27 protein-coding genes are annotated in these 23,201 nt (G+C 72.4%); 21 read left to right on the forward strand and 6 right to left on the reverse strand.

Annotation, left to right across the window (positions count from 1 at the left end; translation table 11 throughout):
• Positions 1-44: 44 nt before the first annotated feature.
• Complete coding sequence (bcp, locus tag ACIP82_RS22700) at positions 45-521, reverse strand: thioredoxin-dependent thiol peroxidase (protein ID WP_363606664.1); 477 nt, start codon at positions 519-521, stop codon at positions 45-47.
• A gap of 144 nt (positions 522-665) precedes the next feature.
• On the opposite strand from bcp, the gene ACIP82_RS22705 reads away from it, so the two are divergent.
• The 3 genes from ACIP82_RS22705 to ACIP82_RS22715 all read left to right on the forward strand — a co-directional run bounded on the left by ACIP82_RS22705 (position 666) and on the right by ACIP82_RS22715 (position 2,836).
• A complete protein-coding gene (locus ACIP82_RS22705) occupies positions 666-1,007 on the forward strand; it encodes a DUF3618 domain-containing protein (RefSeq protein ID WP_363606666.1) in 342 nt (113 codons plus the stop codon).
• 209 nt (positions 1,008-1,216) lie between these two features.
• On the forward strand, positions 1,217-1,519 hold the full coding sequence (locus tag ACIP82_RS22710; protein WP_148645002.1) for a co-chaperone GroES: 303 nt from the start codon (positions 1,217-1,219) through the stop codon (positions 1,517-1,519).
• A gap of 135 nt (positions 1,520-1,654) precedes the next feature.
• Positions 1,655-2,836 carry a winged helix DNA-binding domain-containing protein gene (locus ACIP82_RS22715; protein WP_400655608.1) on the forward strand — a complete coding sequence of 394 codons (1,182 nt, stop codon included), beginning with the start codon at positions 1,655-1,657 and terminating at the stop codon, positions 2,834-2,836.
• Between the two features lie 31 nt (positions 2,837-2,867).
• On the opposite strand, the gene ACIP82_RS22720 is transcribed toward ACIP82_RS22715, so the two are convergent.
• Positions 2,868-5,201, reverse strand: a complete 2,334-nt coding sequence (locus tag ACIP82_RS22720; RefSeq protein WP_400655610.1) for a transglycosylase domain-containing protein — start codon at positions 5,199-5,201, stop codon at positions 2,868-2,870.
• 328 nt (positions 5,202-5,529) lie between these two features.
• Here ACIP82_RS22720 and ACIP82_RS22725 point away from each other — a divergent pair, with 328 nt between their 5' ends.
• The 15 genes from ACIP82_RS22725 (at position 5,530) to ACIP82_RS22795 (ending at position 18,266) form a co-directional block, all read left to right on the forward strand.
• Positions 5,530-6,390, forward strand: coding sequence for an ABC-2 family transporter protein (locus tag ACIP82_RS22725; protein ID WP_363606669.1), 861 nt, complete (start codon positions 5,530-5,532; stop codon positions 6,388-6,390).
• A complete protein-coding gene (locus ACIP82_RS22730; RefSeq protein ID WP_363606671.1) occupies positions 6,383-7,309 on the forward strand; it encodes an ABC-2 family transporter protein in 927 nt (308 codons plus the stop codon). The genes ACIP82_RS22725 and ACIP82_RS22730 overlap by 8 nt, the downstream gene beginning before the upstream one ends.
• 42 nt (positions 7,310-7,351) lie before the next feature.
• Complete coding sequence (locus tag ACIP82_RS22735) at positions 7,352-8,311, forward strand: ATP-binding cassette domain-containing protein (protein ID WP_400655612.1); 960 nt, start codon at positions 7,352-7,354, stop codon at positions 8,309-8,311.
• A gap of 201 nt (positions 8,312-8,512) precedes the next feature.
• The gene (locus ACIP82_RS22740; RefSeq protein ID WP_363606674.1) at positions 8,513-9,808 is read left to right on the forward strand and encodes a DUF445 domain-containing protein; all 1,296 of its coding nucleotides are present in this window, start codon (positions 8,513-8,515) and stop codon (positions 9,806-9,808) included.
• Between the two features lie 163 nt (positions 9,809-9,971).
• The gene (locus tag ACIP82_RS22745) at positions 9,972-10,991 is read left to right on the forward strand and encodes an adenosine deaminase (protein ID WP_363606793.1); all 1,020 of its coding nucleotides are present in this window, start codon (positions 9,972-9,974) and stop codon (positions 10,989-10,991) included.
• Between the two features lie 222 nt (positions 10,992-11,213).
• The gene (locus ACIP82_RS22750; protein ID WP_363606675.1) at positions 11,214-11,753 is read left to right on the forward strand and encodes a hypothetical protein; all 540 of its coding nucleotides are present in this window, start codon (positions 11,214-11,216) and stop codon (positions 11,751-11,753) included.
• 105 nt (positions 11,754-11,858) lie between these two features.
• The gene (locus ACIP82_RS22755) at positions 11,859-12,695 is read left to right on the forward strand and encodes a DUF4097 family beta strand repeat-containing protein (RefSeq protein ID WP_400655614.1); all 837 of its coding nucleotides are present in this window, start codon (positions 11,859-11,861) and stop codon (positions 12,693-12,695) included.
• A gap of 32 nt (positions 12,696-12,727) precedes the next feature.
• On the forward strand, positions 12,728-13,687 hold the full coding sequence (locus ACIP82_RS22760; protein ID WP_400655616.1) for an ATP-binding cassette domain-containing protein: 960 nt from the start codon (positions 12,728-12,730) through the stop codon (positions 13,685-13,687).
• Positions 13,684-14,460, forward strand: a complete 777-nt coding sequence (locus ACIP82_RS22765) for an ABC transporter permease (RefSeq protein WP_400655618.1) — start codon at positions 13,684-13,686, stop codon at positions 14,458-14,460. The genes ACIP82_RS22760 and ACIP82_RS22765 overlap by 4 nt, the downstream gene beginning before the upstream one ends.
• Positions 14,461-14,698: 238 nt before the next feature.
• Complete coding sequence (locus ACIP82_RS22770) at positions 14,699-14,992, forward strand: hypothetical protein (RefSeq protein ID WP_363606681.1); 294 nt, start codon at positions 14,699-14,701, stop codon at positions 14,990-14,992.
• A 210-nt stretch (positions 14,993-15,202) separates the two neighbouring features.
• Complete coding sequence (locus tag ACIP82_RS22775) at positions 15,203-15,610, forward strand: SSI family serine proteinase inhibitor (protein ID WP_400655620.1); 408 nt, start codon at positions 15,203-15,205, stop codon at positions 15,608-15,610.
• A gap of 166 nt (positions 15,611-15,776) precedes the next feature.
• Positions 15,777-16,382, forward strand: coding sequence for a hypothetical protein (locus ACIP82_RS22780; RefSeq protein WP_400655622.1), 606 nt, complete (start codon positions 15,777-15,779; stop codon positions 16,380-16,382).
• A 50-nt stretch (positions 16,383-16,432) separates the two neighbouring features.
• Positions 16,433-16,705 carry a hypothetical protein gene (locus ACIP82_RS22785; protein ID WP_400655624.1) on the forward strand — a complete coding sequence of 91 codons (273 nt, stop codon included), beginning with the start codon at positions 16,433-16,435 and terminating at the stop codon, positions 16,703-16,705.
• A 125-nt stretch (positions 16,706-16,830) separates the two neighbouring features.
• A complete protein-coding gene (locus ACIP82_RS22790) occupies positions 16,831-17,352 on the forward strand; it encodes a SigE family RNA polymerase sigma factor (protein WP_363606696.1) in 522 nt (173 codons plus the stop codon).
• Positions 17,349-18,266, forward strand: coding sequence for a hypothetical protein (locus ACIP82_RS22795; RefSeq protein ID WP_400655626.1), 918 nt, complete (start codon positions 17,349-17,351; stop codon positions 18,264-18,266). The genes ACIP82_RS22790 and ACIP82_RS22795 overlap by 4 nt, the downstream gene beginning before the upstream one ends.
• Before the next feature lie 114 nt (positions 18,267-18,380).
• Here the strand turns inward: ACIP82_RS22795 and ACIP82_RS22800 are convergent, their stop codons facing one another.
• From ACIP82_RS22800 to ACIP82_RS22815, 4 genes are all read right to left on the reverse strand, one after another.
• Entirely contained in the window at positions 18,381-19,655 is a 1,275-nt protein-coding gene (locus ACIP82_RS22800; RefSeq protein ID WP_400655629.1) for a serine hydrolase domain-containing protein, read from the reverse strand.
• A 205-nt stretch (positions 19,656-19,860) separates the two neighbouring features.
• On the reverse strand, positions 19,861-20,628 hold the full coding sequence (locus tag ACIP82_RS22805; RefSeq protein ID WP_400655632.1) for a CDP-alcohol phosphatidyltransferase family protein: 768 nt from the start codon (positions 20,626-20,628) through the stop codon (positions 19,861-19,863).
• A gap of 379 nt (positions 20,629-21,007) precedes the next feature.
• The gene (locus tag ACIP82_RS22810) at positions 21,008-21,694 is read right to left on the reverse strand and encodes a YidC/Oxa1 family membrane protein insertase (RefSeq protein WP_363606701.1); all 687 of its coding nucleotides are present in this window, start codon (positions 21,692-21,694) and stop codon (positions 21,008-21,010) included.
• Positions 21,695-21,783: 89 nt separating this feature from the next.
• On the reverse strand, positions 21,784-22,077 hold the full coding sequence (locus ACIP82_RS22815) for a DUF6412 domain-containing protein (RefSeq protein ID WP_363606702.1): 294 nt from the start codon (positions 22,075-22,077) through the stop codon (positions 21,784-21,786).
• 197 nt (positions 22,078-22,274) lie between these two features.
• On the opposite strand from ACIP82_RS22815, the gene ACIP82_RS22820 reads away from it, so the two are divergent.
• From ACIP82_RS22820 to ACIP82_RS22830, 3 genes are read left to right on the forward strand one after another with little or no spacing between them, the layout of a single operon-like run.
• Positions 22,275-22,559 (forward strand): type II toxin-antitoxin system prevent-host-death family antitoxin, encoded by a 285-nt coding sequence (locus ACIP82_RS22820; RefSeq protein ID WP_363606703.1) that lies wholly within the window; start codon positions 22,275-22,277, stop codon positions 22,557-22,559.
• Positions 22,552-22,974 (forward strand): type II toxin-antitoxin system VapC family toxin, encoded by a 423-nt coding sequence (locus ACIP82_RS22825; RefSeq protein WP_363606704.1) that lies wholly within the window; start codon positions 22,552-22,554, stop codon positions 22,972-22,974. Before ACIP82_RS22820 ends, ACIP82_RS22825 begins: the two co-directional genes overlap by 8 nt.
• 5 nt (positions 22,975-22,979) lie before the next feature.
• Positions 22,980-23,093 (forward strand): RICIN domain-containing protein, encoded by a 114-nt coding sequence (locus tag ACIP82_RS22830; protein WP_400655638.1) that lies wholly within the window; start codon positions 22,980-22,982, stop codon positions 23,091-23,093.
• Positions 23,094-23,201: the final 108 nt, after the last annotated feature.

Consider the following 23,201-nt stretch of genomic DNA (forward strand, 5'->3'; position numbering starts at 1 on the left):
CTGCCCGGGGAGACGCCGGACCGGGCGTCAGGGGGCTTCGGGCGTCAGGCCGCGTCGACCTTGAGGTCGCGCAGCAGCTTGGCGACGTGCCCGGTGGCCTTCACGTTGTACAGGGCGTGCTCGACCTTGCCCTGCTCGTCGACGATCACGGTGGAGCGGATCACGCCGGTCACCGTCTTGCCGTACAGCTTCTTCTCGCCGAACGCGCCGTACGCCTCCAGCACCGCCTTCTCCGGGTCGGAGAGCAGGGTGACCTTGAGGTTCTCCGCCTCGCGGAACTTGCCGAGCTTCTCCGGCTTGTCCGGCGAGATGCCGATGACGTCGTACCCGGCGCCGGCGAAGACCTCCAGGTTGTCGGTGAAGTCGCAGGCCTGCTTGGTGCAGCCGGGGGTGAGCGCGGCCGGGTAGAAGTAGACGATCACCTTGCGGCCGAGGTGGTCGGCAAGGGACACCTGCGTGCCGTCGGCGTCGGGCAGGCTGAAGGCCGGCGCGGTGTCACCGGGCTGGAGACGCTCACTCACGGTTGGACTCTCCTGGTGCGTGGACGGGCGGTCGTACCACGGCAAACTTACCTCCGATGGTGGGTGGGGCCGCGCGGCCCTGCTCGGCAGCTGACAAACTGGTTCAGTCGTACAGGACAACATCAGTGAATTGGGGTGGCCCGAGTGGGCGAGGCGAGCACGAAGGACAAGTCGACGCGGACGACCGCCCAGATCGAGGCGGACATCTCCCGGACCCGCACCCAGCTGGCGGCGACCCTGGACGAGCTCGCCATGCGTGTCCACCCGAGCACCATCACCGCCCAGGCCAAGGCGAAGGCCGTGGCCGCCGTGGAGGAGAAGGCCGGCCGGGCGTACGTGGCGGCCAACGGCGCCGTCGAGAAGCTCAGGGCCCAGTTCGTGGACGAGAAGGGGCAGCCGCGCAAGGAGCGGATCGTCCCGGCCGCGCTGGTCGGCGTCGGCCTGGTGCTGCTGGTCGCCTCGGCCCGGAAGCGCCGCAAGGGCTGACCCGCGGAAGCGCGGGCCCGCGAGGGGCTTACGAGGGGCCGGGCGCGTGCGCGCCCGGCCTCCCGGATGCCGGGCCGGCGTCACACCGGTCGCCCCGGGGCGGTACCTTCGGGGTCGTGAGTACGAACGACGAACCGACCCGGCAGTCCGCTTCGCCCGAGCACGACTCCCCGCGCCACGACCGGCTCGGCGAGAAGCTGCCGATCAAGATGCTGCACGACCGCGTCCTGGTGAAGACCGAGGGCAGCGAGGGCGAGCGCCGCTCGACCGGCGGCATCCTCATCCCCGCCACCGCCGAGCTGTCCAAGCGCTGCACCTGGGCGGAGGCCGTCGCGGTCGGCCAGAGCGTGCGCTCGGTGGAGCCCGGCGACCGGGTCCTCTACGACCCCGAGGACAAGCTGGAGGTCGAGGTGCGCGGCGCCACCTATGTGCTGCTGCGCGAGCGCGACCTGCACGCGGTGGCCGCGATGCGGTTCGGCGACACCGAGGGCTCGACCGGGCTCTACCTCTGAGCCTCTGAGCTTTGAGCCTCTGAGCCTCTGGGCCCAGGGCGCTGGTCCGGGCGCTCCGAGTCGCCCGGACCCTCCGGCGGGGCTTCCGACCGGTGACGACCCGGCGTTGTCAGTGGGCGGCAGTAAAGTCCCGGCATGACCAGCCGCATGCCTCTGATCAGTGATGAGCAGCGTCGCGCCCGGGTGGGGCGGCGGCACCTGCTGGCGCCCGCGGAGCGGGCCGCGGCCGTCGAGGAGGTGGCCGGCGCGGTCGTCGGGCTGCACGCCTCCGACGCGGCGACGGTGTACCTGTCGGCCTGCGCGCGGCTGGCGGAGCCCTCGGCGGCGGAGGTGGAGCGGGCACTCTACGAGGACGTCACGCTGGTGAAGCTGCTGTCGATGCGGCGGACGATGTTCGCGGTGACGGAGGAGTTCGCGCCGTATGTGAGCGCGTCGAGCGCGCGGGCGATCGCCGCCCGGGAGCGGGCCACGCTGCTCAAGCACCTGCGGGAGTTCGCCGAGGGCTGGGACGAGCGGCGGCTGGCCGAGACGGAGCGCGCGGTGCTGGCGGCGCTGGAGCGGCGCGGCGAGGCGACGACCGGCGAACTCGGCGCGGACGTCCCGGCGTTGCGCGAGACGATGCTGATGTCGGCGGGCAAGCCGTACGAGGCGAAGCAGAGCGTGGGCAGCCGGCTGCTGCGGCTGCTGGCCTCGGACGGGCACGTGCGGCGGTGCCGTCCGCGCGGGTCCTGGCTGAGCAGCAGCTATCCGTGGGCGCCGGTGCCGCCGTGGCGGGACGTGCCGGTGCGGGAGGCGAAGGCCGAGGTGGTGCGGCGCTGGCTGGCGGCGTACGGGCCGGCCACGGTCGAGGACGTGAAGTGGTGGACGGGCTGGACGCTTGGGGACACCCGCAAGGCGCTGGCGGACGTCGCGGCGGAGGACGTCCGGCTGGCGGGCGGGGTGGCCGGGCTGGTGCTGCCGGGGGACGCGGAACGGGTGGTGGAGCCCGAGCCGTGGGCGGCGCTGCTGCCGGGCCTGGACCCGACCACGATGGGCTGGCGGGTGCGGGACTGGTACCTGCGGGCGGAGGACGTCCCGGCGCTGTTCGACCGGGCGGGCAACGCCGGCCCGACGGTCTGGTGGTGCGGCCGGGTGGTGGGCGGCTGGGCGCAGCGCCCCGACGGTGAGGTGGTGTGGCGGCTGTTCTCGGACCTCGGGGCGGAGGCGGAGGCGGCGATCGGGGCGGAGGCGGCGCGGCTGGCGGGCTGGCTCGGCGAGGTGCGGGTGACGCCGCGGTTCCGGACGCCGCTGGAGCGGGAGTTGGTGTCGGGGGTGTAGCGGTCGCTGCGGTGCGTCACCGTCCGGCGCGTCATGGCCCGGCCGGTGGGGTGGAGCCGGCGGCGGGTGCGGTGGCGGTCGCGCTGGGCGGGGCGGTCGGCCGGGGCGAGGTGGGCCGGCTGGTGGGGGTCGGCTGTGTCGGGGTGGGCGCGGCCGGGCTGGGCGCCTGCGGGGTCTGGTTTGTCGTCGGCTCGGGGACCGCGGTGGGCTGGGTGGTCGGGGCGGTGGGCGGCTCCGGGGTGCCGGGCGGCGCGGTCGTGGCGGTGGCGCTCGGGGAGGAGGAGGGCGAGACGGTGGCGGTGGCCGTCGGGCCGCTGCTCTGGCCGGTGCTCTGGCCGGTGCCGTGGCCCGGCTGGAGGTCGAAGTGCTGGACGGCGGTGCCGTCCAGGGCGTCGGACATGTAGGCGGTCCAGATCCGGGTGGGGAAGGCGCCGCCGTTGATCCGGGTGAGGCCCGCGGTGCCGGCCAGCGGCTCCTTGGCGTGGGTCTTCGGGTTCTCCCGGAACAGGCCGACGGTGGTGGCGAGTTCGGGGGTGAAGCCGGCGAACCAGGCGGAGAGGTTGGAGTCGGTGGTGCCGGTCTTGCCGGCGGCGGGGCGGCCGAGGTCGAGGGCGGCGGCACCGGTGCCGCGCGGGCCGACGACGTCGCGCAGCACGTCGGTGACGGCGTCGGCGGTGCCCCGGTCGAGCGCGGTGGTGGGGACGTGCTCGGGCATCTTGGGGACGTCGATGGAGCCGGAGTCGGCGTTGAGGCGTTCGAGTTTGACCACGGACCACGGGGCGTACGCCGCACCGTGGTTGGCGAAGGCGGCGTAGGCGCCGGCCAGGTCGAGGGCGCTGGGGGTGGCGGTGCCGAGGGTCATCGAGGTGTTGGCCGGGTCCATGCCGGGGACGTTGTCGGGGATGCCGAGCCGGACGGCGGTCTCCCGGACGTGTGCGAGTCCGGCGTCCACCCCCTCCTGCGCGTACACCGAGTTGACGGACTTCGTCATGGCGTAGCGCAGGGTGATGTTGCCGTAGTCGATGTCGTCCTCGTTGGGCGGGGCGTAGGGAGTGGGGCCACCGGTGACCGGGCGTTCGCTGGTGCCGTCGTAGCGGGTCTCGGTGGTGATCGGGCGGCCGTCGCCGCTGCTGCGGCCGGAGTCGAGCCCGGCGGCGAGGTCGATGGGCTTGAAGGTGGAGCCGATCTGGTTGTCCTGGCGCAGGGCGTCGTTGTAGGGCTGCTTGGCGTAGTCCGGGCCGCCGTAGACGGCGACGACGCGGCCGTTGCCGGGTTCGACGGAGGCGCCGGCGACGCGGACGTCGGTGTCGGTACCGGGCCGGGCCCTGGGGTCCAGTTCGTCGGTGAGTTCCTGTTGGACGGCGTGGACGAAGGCGTCCTGCTTGTTCTTGTCGAAGGTGGTGGTGATGCGCCAGCCGCCGGCCTTGAGGGTGGCGGTGTCGACGATCCCGGCGGAGGTCAGGTAGTCGTCGGCGACGCCGACGAGGTAGCCGGCCTGGCCGCTGAGGCCGGTGGCGGGCTGCGGGTCGATCGGGTCGGGGAAGGCGGTGGCGGCGCGGTCGGCCGGGCTGAGGAAGCCGAGTTGGACCATGCCGTCGAGGGTGTAGTTCCAGCGGGCGACGGCCTTGTCGCGGTTGGCCGGGGTGGCGGTCTTCACGTCGTAGGCGCTGGGGGCCTGGAGCAGGGCGGCGAGGTAGGCGCCCTGGGCGAGGGTGAGGTGGGAGACGTCGGTGCCGTAGTAGGCGTGGGCGGCGCTCTGGATGCCGTAGGCGTTGCGGCCGAAGTAGCTGCTGTTGAGGTACCCGGCGAGGATCTCGTTCTTGTCGCGCTGCTGGTCGACCTTGAGGGCGATGAACAGTTCGCGGCCCTTGCGGGAGATGGTCTGGTCCTGCGTCAGGTAGTAGTTCTTGACGTACTGCTGGGTGATGGTGGAGCCGCCCTGCATGCCCTTGCCGAGGAGGGTGTTCCAGCCGGCCCGGAGCATGCCCTTCAGGTCGATGCCGCGGTTCTGGTAGAAGGTGCGGTCCTCGGCCGAGACGACGGCGTGCTGGATGTCGGGCGGGATCCGGTCGATCGTCACGTCGGTCCGGTTGACGGCGCCGGTGCGGGCGATCTCGGTGGTGCCGTCGGAGTAGAGGTAGATGTTGTTCTGCGCGACGGCGTGGGCGTTGGGGTCGGGCACCGGGACGAGGACGTAGAGCACCGCGAAGGCGCCGACGGCGAGCAGCAGGACGGTGGTGAGGGCGCCGAGGGTGACCCGCCAGGTGGGCAGGAGCCGGCGCCAGAACGGGAGGGCGCGTCGGGCCTGGCGGCGAGCGGCACGTTTGGCCCGGCGGCGGGTGCGGCGATCTGCCCTCATGGTCATGCCGCGATTATGTGCTATTTGATCCGGAATCAGGCCCTTCTCTTTTGGCCCAACGGCCGTGGCGGCCGGGTTTGGTTCCGTTCGTCCGGAGTCGGTGGCGGGCGGGGCCGGGGCCTGCTCCGGGCCGGGGTGGGGGAAGGGCGGAAAACCCGGTGCGCGGGGTGATCGTCGGCGGTACGGTGAAAGGTGCAAACCACATAGCGCACCCACTTCGTGCAGCTCCGCCCGCCCTGCCCGGCACCCCCGGGTGGTGCCGGTCGGAGCCGGTCCGGCGTGCGCTGACGCCTACGGGCCGATGCTTGCCCGTATTTGTCGACAAGGAGACAATATGCCGAATGTCGAACCCCCTGAGACGCGGCTCGGGCCCCCTCCCGATCCGGCCGGTCCGGTCGGCCTCTACCTGGCCGTCGCCCGGGGAGCCTTCCGGCGCTACTCCACCTACCGGGCCGCCACCCTGGCCGGCGCCTTCACCAACACCGTCTTCGGCTTCATCCTCGCCTACACCTTCGTGGCCCTCTGGCAGGCCCGCCCCGGGCTCGGCGGCTACGACCAGAGCCAGGCCGTCACCTACATCTGGGTCAGCCAGGCGCTGCTGGTCACCGTCGCGGTCTGGGGCGGCGGGTTCCAGGACGACGTCCAGGACCGCTTCCGCAGCGGCGACATCGCCATCGACCTCTACCGCCCGGTGGACTTCCAGGGCTGGTGGCTGGCCACCGACCTCGGCCGGGCCGGCTTCCACCTGGTCACCCGCGGTGCGGTGCCCATGGTCGCGGGTGCGCTGGTCTTCCGCATCCGACTGCCCGAGCAGCCGCTGACCTGGGTGTTCTTCCTGTTCTCCGTGTTTCTCGCGGTGGTGGTCAGCTTCGGGCTGCGCTTCCTGGTCTCGCTCACCGGCTTCTGGCTGCACGACTCGGAGGGGGTCCGCTCGGTGATGCTGGTGGTGTCGATGTTCTTCTCCGGGATGCTGCTGCCGCTCTCGCTCTTCCCCGGCCGGCTCGGTGACCTCGCGCCCGTGCTGCCGTGGGCCGCGCTGGTACAGGTGCCGACCGACGTCTTCCTGGAGCGCTCGACCGGGGCGGGGCTGCTCGGCCCGCTCGGCTTCCAACTCGCCTGGGCCGCGGTGCTGCTCGCCGCCGGCCGGGCCGTCCAACTGCTCGCGACCCGCAAGGTGGTGGTCCAGGGTGGCTGACCTGACGACAGCGGCCGACCGGGCGGCGTCAGACCCGGCGGCAGCGGCCGACCGGGCCTCGTGGGCCGCCGGGACCTCGTGGACCGACCCGACGACCGGGACCCTGCTGGGCCGGACGCGCTGGGCGCTGAGCTGCTGGCGGCTCACCGCCGGGATGTGGATGCGCGCGATGATGTCGTACCGGGCCTCGTTCCTGCTGATGCTGGTCGCCAGCATCGCCGTCACCTCGCTGGACTTCGTCGTGGTCGTGCTGATGTTCCAGCACACCGACCGGCTCGGCGGCTGGACCCTGCCGGAGCTCGGCTTCCTCTACGGCACCTCCGGCTTCGCGCTCGGCACCGCCAACCTGCTGGTCGGCTCGATCGAGGGCCTCGGCCAGCGGATCAAGGCCGGGACGCTGGACACCGTGCTGATCCGGCCCGCACCCGCGCTCGCCCAGCTCTGCGCGGAGCGCTTCTCGCTGCGGCGGCTCGGCCGTCCGCTCCAGGCGCTGGCGGTGCTGGCCTGGGCCCTGCCCGCGCTGGACGTCTCCTGGACCTGGGACCGGGTGCTGCTCGTGCCCGTCCTGCTGGTCTGCGGCACGGCCATCTTCGGGGCGATCTTCGTCGGCGGCGCGACCTTCCAGTTCTGGTGGGGAGAGGCCAAGGAACTGCAGAACTCCTTCACCTACGGCGGCGCGACGCTGCTGCACTACCCGCCGACCGTCTTCGCCAAGGAAATGGTGGCGGGCGTGGTCTTCGGCGTCCCGCTGGCCTTCGTCAACTGGCTGCCCGCCCTGCGCATCCTCGACCGGCCCGACCCGCTCGGCCTGCCCGCCGCCTTCCAGTACGCCTCGCCGCTCGCGGCGGCGCTCAGCCTGGCCGCAGCCGGCCTGGCCTGGCGCGCGGGGCTGCGGGCGTACCGCGGTACCGGCAGCTGACGGCTGCTCGCTTCCCTCGTCCCCTCTGAACGGAGAACTCCCATGGCACTGATCGAACTCGAAGACGTCCGCCGCACCTTCACCGTCCGCGCCAAGGCCGGCCGGCTGAAGCGGGAGAAGCGCGAGGTGCGCGCGGTGGACGGGCTGAGCTTCGGCATCGAGGCCGGCGAGTGCGTCGGCTACATCGGCCCCAACGGCGCCGGCAAGTCCACCACCGTCAAGATGCTCACCGGCATCCTGGTACCCACCGGCGGGCGGCTGCGGGTCGCCGGAGTGGACCCGGCCCGGGAGCGGGTCACCCTCGCCCGGCGGATCGGCGTCGTCTTCGGCCAGCGCACCACGCTCTGGTGGGACCTGCCGCTGCGCGACTCCTACGAACTCGCCCGCCGCATCTACCGCATCCCCGACCAGCGATATCGCGCCAACCTGGAACGCTGCGTCGAACTGCTCGACCTCGGCGCGCTGCTGGACACCCCGGTACGGCAGCTCTCGCTCGGCCAGCGGATGCGCGGCGACCTCGCGGCGGCGCTGCTGCACGACCCGCAGGTGCTCTACCTGGACGAGCCCACCATCGGGCTGGACGTGGTCAGCAAGGGCAAGGTGCGCGAGTTCCTGCGCGAGGTCAACCGGGAGCAGGGGACCACCGTGCTGCTCACCACCCACGACCTGACCGACATCGAGCAGCTCTGCGACCGGGTGATGGTGATCGACCACGGCCGGGTCGTCTACGACGGCGGGCTGGACGGTCTGCACGCGGCCGGTGAGAGCGAGCGGACCCTGGTCGTCGACCTCGCCGAGGCCCGTCCGGCGATCGAGGTGGCCGGTGCGCGGGTGGTGAAGGTGGAGGGCCCGCGCCAGTGGCTGGCCTTCCCGGCCCAGCAGAGTGCCGCCCCGATCGTGGCCGCGGTCGCGGACCGCTACCCGCTGGTCGACCTCTCGGTCCGCGAGCCCGCCATCGAGGACGTGATCGCCCGGATGTACGCCGAGGTCGCGATCGGCTGACCGGGCCCGCGCCGCGGGCGGAGCGCGCCCGGCCGGGCGGGGCCGGGCGCGTGGCCGCTCGTCGGTGTGCGTCGGTGTGCGTCGGCGGGTGGCGGCGGTTGAGGGCGCGTGAGGGCAGTTGGCGGCGCTCGAAGCGTTCGCCCGGCGTGCTCAGGTGGGGCACGCCGTCCGCTCGCGCCGGGCAACGGGCAGACTGGCGGGGTGAGTGACGAAGCCTTCAGCGGGACCGGCCCCGGGGTCCGGTTCACCGCGGCCGATGAGGAGAAGAGACGTGGCGTCCGCCGGATGAAGACCTTCGCGACCGGCCTGCTGGCCTTCGCGACCCTGGTCTTCGCCCTCGCCACCTGGGCGCAGGCGGCCGGCGCCGGCGCCTGGGCGGGCTATGTGGCGGCGGCCGCCGAGGCGGGGATGGTCGGCGCGCTCGCCGACTGGTTCGCCGTGACGGCGCTGTTCCGGCGCCCCTTCGGCCTGCCGATCCCGCACACCGCGATCATCCCGACCAAGAAGGACGCCTTCGGCCGGTCGCTCGGCGACTTCGTCGGCGACAACTTCCTCTCCGGGCACGTGGTGCGCGGCCGGCTCGCCGCGCTCGGCATCGCGCGCCGGCTGGGGGAGTGGCTGGCCGCCCCCGGCAGCGCCGAGCGGGTCACCAAGGAGGCGTCGGCGGCGCTGCGCGGGGTGCTCGCGGTGCTGCGGGACGACGACGTGCAGGCGGTCGTCGGCGAGGCGGTGACCAGACGGGCCGCCGCCACCTCGGTCGCCGAGCCGATGGGCCGGATGCTCGGCAAGGTCGTCGCCGACGGCGGCCACCACGGGGTCGTCGACCTGATCGCGGTACGGGCGCACGGCTGGCTGACCGAGAACCACGAGGAGGTCATCCAGCGGGTCACCCAGAAGACCCCGGGCTGGACGCCCCGGTTCATCGACCACCAGGTCGGCGAGCGGGTCTACAAGGAGCTGATGCGGTTCGTCACCGACATCCGGGACGACCAGGACCACCCCGCGCGCGGCGCCATCGACAACTTCCTCGCCGACTTCGCCACCGAGTTGCAGACCGACCCGGAGACCATCGCCCGGGTCGAGCGGGCCAAGGCCGATCTGCTGGCCCGCTCCGAGGTGCAGGACCTGATCGCCTCCACCTGGGCCGCCGTTCGCACCCTGGTGCTGAACGCCGCCGAGGACGAGGACAGCGAACTGCGCCGACGCATCCGCGAGGGCGTGCGCGACTTCGGCGCCCGTCTGGTCACCGACCGGAAGCTCCAGGCCAAGGTGGACGGCTGGCTCCAGGACGCCGCCCAGTACCTGGTGGAGACCTACCGCGCCGAGATCACCTCGCTGATCTCCGAGACGGTCGCGGGCTGGGACGCCGACGACGCCTCCCGCAAGATCGAGGCCAACGTCGGCCGCGACCTGCAGTTCATCCGGATCAACGGCACCGTGGTCGGCGCCCTGGCCGGTCTGCTCATCCACACCGTGGCCGTCGCCCTCGGGGGGTGACTTAGGCTTGCGCCCCGAACTGTCCGCGCGGACGGTGCGGATACTGCGGACACTGCTGATACGCGCGTAGAGGAAGAAGGGCACCACCGTGGTCCAGCCGGACGGAAGTCGGATCGGAACCCCCAGCGGAAGCGACGGCGCGAACGCCGCCGGAAACCGGGGCATCGAGGCGTTCATCGCCGGGATGCCGAAAGCGGAACTGCACGTCCACCACGTCGGATCGGCCTCGCCGCGGGTGGTCGCCGAACTGGCCGCCCGCTACCGCGGCCACGCGAAGGTGCCGACCGACCCCGCGGCCCTCGCCGAGTACTTCAGCTTCACCGACTTCGCGCACTTCATCGAGGTCTACCTGAGCGTCGTCGACCTGATCCGCGACGCCGAGGACGTCCGCGCGCTGACCTACGGCGTCGCCGAGGACATGGCCCGGCAGAACATCCGGTACGCCGAGCTGACCGTCACCCCCTACTCCTCGGTCAGCCGGGGCATCCCGGACGTCGCCTTCATGGAGGCCATCGAGGACGCCCGGGTGCGGGCCGAGAAGGACCTCGGCGTCGTGCTCCGCTGGTGCTTCGACATCCCCGGTGAGGCCGGTCTGGCCGCCGCCGAGGAGACCGCCCGCCTCGCCGTGGACCTCGCCCCCGAGGGCCTGGTCAGCTTCGGCCTCGGCGGCCCGGAGATCGGCGTGCCGCGCCCGCAGTTCAAGCCGTACTTCGACCGGGCGCGGGCGGCCGGCCTGCGCAGCGTCCCGCACGCGGGCGAGACCACCGGCCCGGAGACGGTCTGGGACGCGCTGCGGGTGCTCGGCGCCGAGCGCATCGGCCACGGCACGCAGGCCGTGCGGGACCGGGCGCTGCTGGACCACCTCGGCGAGCACCGGATTCCGCTGGAGGTCTGCCCGACCTCCAACATCGCCACCCGGGCGGTGGAGCGGATCGAGGAGCACCCGATCAGGCAGATGGTCGACGCGGGGCTGCTGGTCACCGTCAACAGCGACGACCCGCCGATGTTCGGGACCGACCTCAACACCGAGTACGCGGTGGCGGCCCGACTGCTGGACCTGGACGAGGCCGGGGTCTCGGCACTGGCGCGCAACGCCGTCGAGGCGTCCTTCCTGGACGCGGCCGGGAAGGCCAGGATCGTCGGCGAGATCGATGCCCACCTGGCCGGGTGGCAGCGGGGCTGACCTGCCCGTTCCGGCCTCGCCGGGTTTCTCCGGGTGGTCTTCCGTTCCTCTGCCGTGCGGCCTTCCACCCTCTACCGCGTGATCCTCCACCGCCCCGCCGGCTGTTGCCCGCGGGGCGGTTCGCTGTCGGCCGCACCCCCTGGTGTCATGGTGGCGCCACTCCGGCGATGGTGGTGCCAAAAAGGTCTGGCCGTGGCGCCACGGGTGTGCCACGATGGCGTCATGGACCTCTCCCCGTACGTCGACAACCTCCGGCACGAGCTCGCGGTGGCGGCGGGCGCGGGTGGCGACGACGCCCGCGCCCTCGCCGAGCGGCTCACCCTGCCCCTGGAGTCGGCCGTCCGGCTCACTCTGCTCAACGCGCTCTCCGCGGCCGTGACCGAGATCACCCGTGACCTCGCCCCCGGCTCGGTCGACGTGCGGCTGCGTGGGCTCGATCCCGAGTTCGTGGTGACGGTGCCCCCGTCGCCGGAGCCGTACGAGAGTCCCAGGGGGGTGGTGTCATCCATGGTGCCACCCGTGCCACCGGCGGCCCCGTTGGCGCCGGACTTGGACGACAGCAACACCGCCCGGATCAACTTCCGCCTCCCCGGTCACCTCAAGAGCAGGGCGGAGGAGGCCGCCGGGCAGGAGGGGCTCTCGGTCAACGCCTGGCTCGTCCGGGCCGTCGCCGCCGCCCTGGAGCCGGGGGAGCCCGCCGCCCGCACCCCCGGCCGTACCCGCCCGGGAGTCGGGCAGGGCTACACGGGCTGGGTCCACTAGCCCGGGATCCGCCGCGCCCCGCCAGCAAGCGAGTCACTTCTCTTCCACGTCACCCCCGCTCCCACCAGCGGGAACACACACCAGAGCCAAGAGGACGGGACAGCCATGCCTACTTTCGACACCCCCGACGCGATCTCCGCCATCCTCGAATTCGACATCGGGTCGGTCCGGATCATCGCGAGCAAGCGCATCGACACGGTCGTCGAGGTGCGGCCGGCGGACGGCACCGTGGAGGCGGACATCCGGGCCGCACAGCAGACCAAGGTCACCTACGCGAGCGGCAGGCTGTCGGTGAAGGGGCCGAAGAAGCGCTCGCTGTTCGGCCGGACGGGCTCGATCGATGTCACCGTCGAGCTGCCGGCCGGCTCCGAGGTGCACGGCAACTCGCCGATGGCGGACTTCATCTGCGAAGGCCTGCTCGGTGACTGCCGGCTGAAGACGTCCCTCGGCAACATCCAGGTCGAGCAGGCCGCCACCGTCGAGCTGAAGGTCGACCACGGCGACATCCGGCTGGAGCAGGCGAGCGGGGACGCCGAGATCGCCGGGTCGGGCCGGGTCCGGATCGGCGAGGTCGGCGGCGCGGTGACGGTGAAGAACGGCAACGGGGAGACGGAGATCGGCGAGGTGCGCGGCGACCTGCGGGCCAACGCCTCCAACGGACGGATCGACGTCGGGGTCGCGCATGCGGACGTGGACGCCAAGACGGCCCACGGCGGCATCCGGATCGCCGAGGTGACGCGCGGCCGGGTGGTCCTGCAGACCAGCGTGGGGGACTTGGAGGTCGGCATCCGCGAGGCGACGGCAGCCTGGATCGACGTGCACTCCCAGATCGGCGGCGTGCGCAACTCCCTCGGTCCGGTGGAGGGGCCGGGTGAGGCACGGGAGACCGTCGAGGTGCGGGCGCGGACGCAGGTCGGCGACATCGTGATCCGGCGTTCCTGAGCATCCGTCACAGAGAAGGCAGCGAGACCGTCATGACCTCAGCGCCCAGCCCGCCCACGTCGACCGCGGCGATCTCCGCCGTCGGTCTGAGCAAGTCCTACGGCGACAGAGCGGTGCTCACCGGCATCGATCTGCACATCCCCGAGGGCACGGTGTTCGCCCTGCTCGGGCCGAACGGCGCGGGCAAGACCACCACCGTGCAGATCCTCTCGACCCTCATCCCGGCCGACGGGGGGACGGCCCGGGTGGCGGGCCACGACCTGGTCCGGGAGAGCGACGCCGTCCGGAGCGCGATCGGCGTCACCGGCCAGTTCTCGGCCGTGGACAACCTGCTCACCGCCGAGGAGAACCTGCTGCTGATGGCGGACCTCAACCACCTCGGCCGTCGGGAGGGGCGGAGGCGGGCGGTGGAGCTGCTGCGGAGGTTCGACCTGACGGAGGCGGCGGCCAAGCCGGTCGTCACGTTCTCGGGCGGGATGCGGCGCAAACTGGACCTGGCGATGACGCTGGTCGGCGATCCGCGGATCATCTTCCTCGACGAGCCGACGACGGGGCTGGACCCGCGCAGCCGGCGGACGATGTGGGAGATCATCCGGGGGCTGGTGGCCGACCACGGCGTCACGATCTTCCTGACCACGCAGTACCTGGAGGAGGCCGACCAACTGGCCGACCGGATCGCGGTGCTGGACGGCGGCCGGATCGTCGCCGAGGGGACGGCGGACGAGCTGAAGCGGCTGATCCCGGGCGGCCACATCCGGCTCCGGTTCGCGGACGCGAAGGAACTCGCCGCGGCGGCCCGCCTGTTCGACTACGCCACGGCGGACGACGAGGCGCTCACCCTGGACATCCCCGGCGACAACTCCGTCCTCACCGTGAAGGCCGTGTTCGACGCGCTCGACAACGCGTCCGTCCGCGCGGAGTCGCTCACCGTGCACGTCCCCGACCTGGACGACGTGTTCCTCACCCTGACCGGGGAAGGCGCCGCCCGATGAGCACCATGAGCTATGCCGTCAGCGACTCGCTGACGATGCTGCGACGCAACCTGAAGCACGCGGTGCGGTATCCGTCCATGACGTTCGCGGTCGTGATGATGCCCGTGATGATGCTGCTGCTGTTCAACTACGCGTACGGCGGGGCCCTCGGCGCGGGGATCGGCGGCGGCAAGTACATCGACTACGTGACGCCCGGCATCGTCCTGATGGCGGCGACCTCGGGCGCTCTCGTCACCGCGGTCGGCGTCTGTGTGGACATGACCGAGGGGATCGTCAACCGCTTCCGGACGATGGCGATATCCCGTTCGGCGTTCCTCACCGGGCATGTCGTCGGCAGCCTGATCCAGACGGTGATCGGCCTCGTGCTCGTCATCGGCGCGGCCTTCGCGATGGGGTTCCGTCCCGACGCCACCCCGGTGGAGTGGCTCGCGGCCATTGGGCTGCTGGTCTTCGTGACCCTCGCCCTGACCTGGCTGGCGGCCGGCATCGGTCTGGTCGCCAAGACCCCCGAGAGCGCCAGCAACATCCCGATGCCGCTCCAGTTCCTGCCCTTCATCGGCAGCGCCATCGTCCCGCCCGACTCCATGCCGACCGCCCTGCGCTGGTTCGCCGAGTACCAGCCCTTCACCCCGATCATCGAGACCCTCCGGGGCCTCCTGATGGGCACCCCCATCGGCACCAGCGCCCTCAGCGCCCTCGCCTGGTGCCTCGCCCTGACCCTCACCGGCTACCTCTGGGCCCGCACGGTCTTCCACCGCACCGCGCGGCGGTAGACGCCTCGCGGGTGCTCGTCGCGGATCGGGCGCTCGGCACCGAGGTGCAGCCCCGGCAATGGCCTTTTCTCAGCGAGGGTTGAGGGGCGCATCGGCTGCCTCGCGTCCACCTACCGGTCCTCTCGTCTGCTGCGGTGGAGCGAACGCCGGAAGTGATTCGAGTACGAACGGCATGCATGGGGCACTTCCCGTGCGGCTGGGCGGTCGCCCGGTCGCACCGATCTGACGGGAGTCACCCATGCGACGTGCGGTAACTGTGTTCGGAGCCCTGGCCGCGGCGGGGATGATGGCGCTCGCCGTGCCCACCTCGGCCTCGGCGGCCCACGGCACCTTCGTCTTCGGCGGCGGGCAGGTGGTCGAGAACCCGAGCGGGTGTGTCAATGCCGATATCTGGCCGCTCATCCTCCACAACCGCACGAACGAGTACGCCGTGGTCTACAGCGGCCCGAACTGTACGGGTGACGTCCTGACGGTCGTTCCCCCGGGCGGCCGGACGACCCAGGAGTTCGGCTCAAGCGTGTACGTCGCCTGACCGTACGCGGTTCCAGCCGAGGCCGGCCCGGCATCGCGGGCCGGCCTCACTGTGTGTGGCCGCAGGTGCCATGGGAGCATCGGCGAGGCCGACCGGGGCCGGGGCGGGCCGGGTGGCGGTCACTCCCTGGCGTTAACTTTCGTGTGGGGATCACTCGTTCGACGGATGGGTGGCTTGGTCATGCCGATCCGGCCGTGGTCGGGTGTCGGCATGACCACCACCGCAATTCGGCGGCTCGTCGCCTCCGCCGCTGTCGCCGTCGTCATCACCACCACCCTGGGGGCCGCCCCTGCGACACGGCCGGCCTCGGCCGACTCGCTCGGCCTCCTTCAGCTCTCCGTCACCCGTGACGAGGACGGCTCCCTCGTGGAGAACTTCGTCCTCACCTGCGACCCGAACGGCGGCACCCACCCCGATCCGGACGCCGCCTGCGCAGCCCTGACCGCAGCCGACGGAGACTTCGACCGCCTTGTCGGCGATCCGGACCGCTTCTGTCCCGACTACTACGACCCGGTCACCGCCGACGCCGAGGGCGAGTGGAACGGCCAACGGGTCGCCTGGCAGAAGACCTTCACCAACCAGTGCTTCCTGGAGCGCGCCACGACCCCGGTCTTCTGAGGCCGAGGACGCCCCGCATCAGCAGCCCGGCCCTCCGTCGAAGGACGGAGGGCCGGGCTTTCTGGAGCGTCGGGGCTACGGAGGCGGCCGGGAGGGGGAGACCGAGGTGGCCATGAGTGGGGGCGTGCCGACAGGTCTGTCAGTGACCGGTACTACGGTCGCGCCTATGGAAGCGGAACTCGCCAAGCACGTCGACCCCCTGCCCGGACGGGTCGGCCATGTCGCCGGTATCGAATCGCTCACCCTCGACGGGCATCGCTACTACTTCGGATTCGACTACGGCAGCGACATGGTCGTCTCGCCGCTGATCGACGACCCTGACGCGATGGCGGCATTCGCGAGTGAGCACCTGCGGCAGACCACGGGTCGGCACGACAGGGCTTACTGGGCGGACCTCGTCGCCTCGGCGGTCGAGAGCTCCGCGTTGGTCTCGGAGGAGGCGCAGCGGGAGTGGACCACGGAGGGGTTGCGCGTTGACCTGCCGGCCCCTGGGGGTCACCTGCTCTATCTCCTGGGCGCCGCCACCGAGTGGGACGACTGGTTCGCCGAGTCGCCGCCGGCACAACAGGCCTACCAGCGACTGGGGTTCGAGGAGGAGGATTCGGACTTCGTCGACCACTGCCTGGAGGCCGTCCGGGACCATGGGGTGGCTGCCCGGCCTGACGAGTGGACAGTCATCCGCTTCCACCTCACGGCCGCGGTGCAGCATCTCCCGGGCAACTGGAGGCTGCTGTTCGACCCGCTTGCGGAAGGCGTCGCCAGTTACGAGTGATGTGACGCGTCGCTTCGGAGGGGGTATCGCGTGCCGACGGACTCCAGCCGGTGCTCGGTCGCTCCGGTGTCCGGCACGGTGCTGACCGCGGCGAGGTTCACGGCGCGACCGGCTGGAGCGTCGTCGTCCACGACCGCGACGAAGGCGGCTACCACGAGCACGCCATGGGCTTCGCCGAGTGGCTCCACCGGCACCTGCTCGGCGAGGAGGTCATCCACCCGGGCGGAACGTACGTCACTCCCGGACCGGTCAAGCCCCAGCACCTTCCGATGAGCCCGAACGACCGCCCCGTCCCCTGGTACGGGCCTGAGCGCGGCGTGTGAGCCGCCGTCTCTCCCGGTGACGGCGGGTACCCGGACCTGCCGGCGCCGCATGGGCGGCGCACCGTTCTTGACGCCCGGGTCAACGGTTCGGGCCCTTTCTGGGATCTAACAGCCAGGAGGTGCTCATGAGAGAACCGAAGAAGGCGCAGGACGAAGACTTCCAGGTGTTCGTGGTCGCCGTCTGGCCGCGCCTGCTGCGTACGGCCTTTCTACTGACCGGCCAGCAGCAGGCGGGCGAGGACCTCGTCCAGTCGACCCTCGAACGTGCCTACGCGGCATGGGGAAAGGTCCGAAAGGCCAACACTCCGGAGGCGTATGTGCGCCGGATCCTGGTCAACGAGCACGCACGCCGGCTGCGGCGCCGGGTGCCCGAGCAACTGGTCACCGAGCTGCCGGAGCGGGCCGCGCAGGACGGCTTCGGCGGGCTCGACGAACGCGGCGTGCTGCTGAAGGCACTGGCCGAACTTCCGCCGCGCCAGCGGCAGGCCGTCGTGCTGCGGTACTGGGAGGACCTGAGCGAGAGCCAGGCGGCGGCGGCCATGGACTGCTCCGTGGGCACGGTGAAGAGTCACGCGTCGAAGGGCATCGCGAAGCTGCGGGCCTCCTCGGCACTGACCGGTATGACACAGATCAAGGAGACGGTATGAGCGAGAACAGCCACGCGGGCTCGGCCGGGGACGCGCGGATCGGTGCCGGGCTGACGGAGCTGACAGCGGCGGTGCGGATCGTGCCCGCCCCCCTCGCCGAGATCATCACGGGCGGGCGGCGACTGCGCAGGCGCCGGAACCTGCTGACCGGAGCCGCGGCCCTGACGGTGACCGCGGTGGCGGCGGCCGTGCTGGTGGCCCTGCCGGGCCTCCGGCCGGGCGGTGACGGTTCGGTGGCGCCCGCTGCCGCACCCGTCCTCGGCGGCGCCCTGCCCGGGAGTGCCCCCGCGAGTCCTTCGGCAAGCCCCGGCGCCGCCCGGGACCCGTTCCAGCCGGTCCGCACCCTGGTGGCGGAAGGCACCACCGACGGCAAGCAGTGGCAGGCGTGGGCGGCGCTGTGGCCGCTGTCGACCAGGGAGCAGTCCTTCCAGCAGGCCCAGCTGATCTGGCAGGAACAGCACGCCGCGGGCTCCGACCTGAGCGAACCGACCCCCGATTACGTTGCCCGGTACTGGCAGCCGACCACTGACATCGTCGACCTCTACCTCGTCGTCGACGGCGCCCGCCTGCCCGACGACCGCCTCTCCGACACTCCTGTCCCCGGGACCGCGGAGCCGCTGACCACCGGCCCTGACGGCAGTCTGACGGGCTGGCTGCTCGGCGGCGGCAGCGACAAGAGCGGAAAGCCCAAGGTCCTCCCGGTCATGATGGGCGCGGTCCGGTCCGATGCCGCCAAGGTGGTCGTGAACTGGTCGAACGGGACCACCTCCGAGCCCCGGCTCGCCCCCGTCGGGGACTCCCCGCTCCGCTGGATCGCGGTGGCCCAGCCGGCCGGTCTGCACGCGACGTCCTTCAAGGTCTTCGCCGCGGACGGCCGGCTCCTGGGCACCAACAAGAGCTGGCTGAACGGGTAGCCGGGCCCGGCGGCGGTACGAGTCCGACGTCCTCGCACCACAGGGCCCGCCGTCCCTTCCGGAGGCCGGCCGCGCCGTACTCCGGGGAGCGCGGCGCGGCCGGTCCGTCCCGCGTCAGCGCAGGGTGTCAGGTGCCGTCAGGGCTGGCGGGAACGTGCCCGTGGGCGGGGCGTCCTTGCCGCAGGCGGCCTTGATCACGAGATTCTGGAACGCCCGGCCCGGCCCCTCCGGGTCGCCCTCACCGTACGGGGTGTGCGAGAGGGCGAACTGCTTGCCGCCGTCCAGCGATCCGAGCAGCACCGTCCCGTACCCCGGGAGCCCGCCGAGGTGCCCCCAGGCCGGCCCGCACGGGAGGTCGAAGCGGATCAGGCCGAGGCCGTAGTCGGCGCCGATGGCGGGGGCCGGCACGGTGGTGGTCATCTCGGCGAGCTGGGCCGGAGGCAGCAGGCGGCCGCCGAGCAGGGCGGCGTGGAAGCGGGTGAGGTCGTTCGTGGAGGAGATGCCGTTGCCCGCCGCGTCGCCGAAGGTCGGGTTGATCCGGGTCATGTCCACCGGACCCTCCGGGAGTTTGGCGTAGCCGTGCGCGTGCGGCCCGGGGATGCCGGTGCCGGAGGTCGGCATGACGGTGTCGTCGAGGTGCAACGGGCGGATGATGCGCTGCTCGACCTCCTTCTGCCAGGTCCGGCCGGTGGTCTTCCCGATCAGCATTCCGAGCAGGACGTAGTTGGTGTTGGAGTAGTGCCAGCCCTGGCCCGGCGCGAAGTACGGCGGGTGCTCGAAGCCCGCCGCCACCAGCTGCCGCGGGCGGTAGTCGGTCCAGCGGCCCTGCGCCAGGTAGGTCCGCAGGCTCGCGTCGTCGTGGTAGAGGAACCGAGGGTCCTCCAGGTAGTCGAACAGGCCGCTGGTGTGGTTGAGCAGTTGGCGCACGGTGATGCCCGCGCCGTTCGGCACCACACCGGGCAGGTGGCGTTCGACCGGATCGTCGAGGCCCACCCGGCCGTCGGCGACCAGCTGGAGTACGACGGTCGAGACGAACGTCTTGGTGACGCTGCCGATCCGGAACCGGCCGTCGGCGCGGGCCGGTTCGCCGGTGGTCAGGTCGGCGCTGCCCGCCGCGCCCCGCCAGAGCGGGCGGCCGTGGTCGCGGACCTCGACCAGGGCGGACGTCGAGCCGCCCTGCTCGACCAGGGCCTCCAGTTCGGGGCGCAGGTCGACGGACGGGCGGCGCTCGTCCGCCGCCGGGGTGGACGGGCCCGGGGCGGACGGGCCCGGGGCACTGGTACCGGCGGCCATGGCGGCCGTCGGTACCAGCGGGACGACGGTGGCGCCGGCGATGGCGACGGCGGCGAGCCGCAGCCCCAGGCGGCGGCGCGAGGTGGTGGTGGTCATGGTGATTCCCTCCCCTGGAGCCCGGCTGCCGGGCCCCTGGGACCACGTTCGCATCCACGCTTCGCCGATCGCGTCACCCTCGGGGCGGGGCCGGCTGTACACCCCGCGACGGGTGTCGGCCGGCCGTCCGGCGGGGGTGGACGCCACCGGTGGTATGACTCAAATCACTTGACCTGCAAAGGATTTGATGATCAGTCTGGAGTTCTCAGCGGAGCCGGGAGGAGGAGAGGATCGACGCGAGGTGGGCGACCACCATGCCCCAGGTGATCGCGGCGATCGCCGCCACCGCGACCCGGGTCGGGTCCGTGCTGCCGACCGCCGCGTCCGCCACCGCGACCGCCAGCAGCACCAGCGACGCCTCGATGCCGTTGGTCACCCGGTGGATCTTGAGGACGGAGGCCAGCCGTCGCGCCGTCGCGATGCCCTGCGAGCGCGGCTGGGTCGACTCGTCGTCGGCCGGTGCCAGACCGCTGCGGGCGCGTGCCACATCGACCAGGTCCGTCGAGGCCTTCAGCAGCACCACGCCCAGCGCCGCCGCCAGACCGACCGAGACCCACAGCTCCGACCCGCCCCGTGCCGCCCGGACACCCGCCCCGATCATCAGGGCGGCGTCGGCCAGATAGGCGCCCAGCCGGTCGACGTAGACACCCGCCGTACTGAACTGCTTCTTCCAGCGGGCCACCTCGCCGTCGACACAGTCGAACAGCAGGAAGAGCTGGAACAGCACCGCCGCCAGCACCGCTCCCGGCAGCCCGGGGATCAGCAGCGCGGCCCCGGCGCCGACACCGCAGACGACCATGGTCCAGGTCAGCGAGTTCGGCGAGACGGAGGTGCGCACCAGCTGCCTGGTCGTCCGCAGCGAGACCCGGCGCATGTACAGCCGCCCCGCCCAGTGCTCCCCGTTGCGGCTCCCCAGCTTGGCCTGCGGCTGGCAGACCTCCCGCAACTCCGCCAGCGCCGGAGCAGCCACCATGATGATTTCCTCCACCTGTCCGGCCTGCCCTGGGCCCGATCCGGCCCGTCCCGACCTCGGCCCGACCTCGGCCCGGCCCCGATCCGGCCGCCGACGACCGACGACCTCGAAACGATCTTCACAGGCTGGGGCGTGTCTGACAATTCGCGGCGGATCAGTGTGCGGCGGTGGGGTGCGTGCACCGCAAGGCGGAGGAGGGAGCCACTGCGGTGGGGGTACCTCCCGGCCGAAGGCTGGGGGAGCGTCGCACGCCCGGCGGGAATTGCCAGACACGCCCCTGGACCGCGACGGCGACCGGGCGCGAAGCGGGCCAGGACCGGGCGGGGTGGTCCGGCCCGCTTCGCGCCCGTGGGGTGCGGCCGTCCGGCGGCGTGGGCCGTCAGACCAGGGCCACCCCCGGGACCGGGGCGCCGCGGTGCAGCCAGGCGCGTTCGGCGGCGGACCAGGTGGTCGTGGTCAGCAGGTAGATCGCGGCGGCCAGCGGCACCAGCGAGGCGAACAGCACCGTGCCGAAGGACAGGTACGGCAGGAAGGCCGCCCCCGGTTGCGGGGTGGGCTGCGCCGCCGCGGCCCGCCGGGCCCGCCGGAAACCGACGTACGCCACCGCCGCCAGACCCGCGTACAGCACGCCGAAGACCGCCAGTTGCGCCGGGCCCGTCGCGCCGTGCACGTGCAGGCCGAGCGGGACGCCGAAGAGGGTGTGGCCGAGCAGGTCGTTCGGGGTGGTGAAGAGGCGGTACATCACCGAGAAGAACGGGAGCTGCACCAGCATCGGCAGGCACCCGGCGAACGGCGAGGCCTTCTCCTTCCTGTACAGCTCGGCCAGCGCGGCCTGGAGCTTCTCCGGCTTGCCCTTGTGCTTGCGGTTCAGCTCGGCGACCTGCGGGGCGAGCCGTGCCCTGGCCTTCTCGCCGCGCGCCGCCGCCCGGGCGAGCGGATGCAGGGCCAGGCGGACGCAGACGGTGAACAGGACGATCGCCAGCGCCGTCGGCAGCAGACCGGCGAGTGCGGAGACGACATCGTGGGCCAGGCCGACGGCCGGGTCGAAAAGCGCGAAAACAGACATGACGGGGTGAGCCCTCCGGGGTCTCAAAGCATGAGTGCATGAGTGATCGGCGGAGGACGGCCGCGCAACGGCGGTGGGAAGACGAGGGGTTACGCGGCCGCCGGGGCCGCCCCCGGTGCCCTGGGGCGTCGCCTGCCCCGGGCGTCCGGATCGCGCTGCGGAAGGAAGGCGGTCCGGAACGCGCGTCGGCGCAGCGTCCCGTCCCGTACGGCGGCCGGCGCCCGCGCGCCCAGCAGCCGGGCGGCGGCCAGCGTGCCCGCGGCTGCCCCGGCCAGCAGCACCACGGCCGCGGCGGCGGCCACCGAGGTCAGCGTGCCGCCTTCGGTGAGCAGCTCGCCGGTCAGCACCCGGAGCAGCCCGAGGAGCACCGCGACCACGGACATGGGTGCTCCTCCTCGTTTCTCCGGCGCCGGTGTGCCTCGACCGGTGTGCTCCGACCGGCGGGTGTCAGACGTTGACGACGATCGTACGGCCTGCCGGGTTCCCGGGCACAGGGCCCGGAGCGGGAGGGCGTGCGAGGGCGTGCGAGGCCGTCGCGCGCGCCGTAGCCAGGGGCGCTACACGGGGCTACCGTGGACAGATGAAGGTGATTACCCAGCGGGAGTTCCGGAACAACTCCGCCGCGGTGATGGACGCCGTCGAGGCGGGGGAGACCTTCCACATCACCAGGAACGGGGTCGAGGTCGCCGAGTTGCGGCCGGTGCAGGGGCGGCGACGGCTGACGGCGGAGGAGCTGGTGGCGCGGCACGTGAAGCTGCCGCGGGTCGACTACCAGCAGATGCGCAAGGAGGCCGAGGAGTACTTCGGGCCCGAGGAACTGGTCGGGGACGAGGGCGACGACCCCTTCGAGCGGCCGCGTGGCTGAGCGGCGCAGGGCGCCCCGGCGGCGGCCGGCCGGGGTGCTGGACACCTGCGTCTACATCGACCTGGCGCTGCTCAACCCGGCGGAGCTGCCGGCCGTCCCCGAACTGACCGCGATCACCTTCGCCGAACTGCAGCAGGGCGTCTCGATGGCGCGGGACGCGGTCAGCCGGGCGGCACGGCTGGAGGTGCTGGGGGCGGCGATGGCCGACTTCGACCCGCTGCCGTTCGACGCGGCCGCCGCCGCCCGCTACGGGACCCTCGTCACCCTGACCATCGCCGCCGGGCGGCAGCCGCGCCCGCGCCGGATCGATCTGATGATCGCCGCGGTGGCCTCGGCCCATGGGCTGCCGCTGTACACCCGCAACGTGGCGGACTTCCGGGGGCTCGGCTCGGCGGTCGAGATCATCGGCGTTTAGGCGGGGTGGCTGCCAGGGTGCTGGAGATCGGCGGCTACAGCACCACCCCGGGTGCTCCGGCGCAGTCGTGGTGGAAGAACGGCGGCGACAATCAGCGCTGGGTGGCGCGGGCCGCCTGACCCGTTTTGTTGGTGCAGGCTTTCTGCCTACCAAGGTTCTTCTCGGCGGGCAGAACGTTTCCGCTCGTGGCTGGTCCGTTCAGTGGGGCGGTCCAACCGGTCGGTCCG

The organism is Kitasatospora sp. NPDC088548, assembly GCF_044753005.1.
Classification (GTDB): domain Bacteria; phylum Actinomycetota; class Actinomycetes; order Streptomycetales; family Streptomycetaceae; genus Kitasatospora.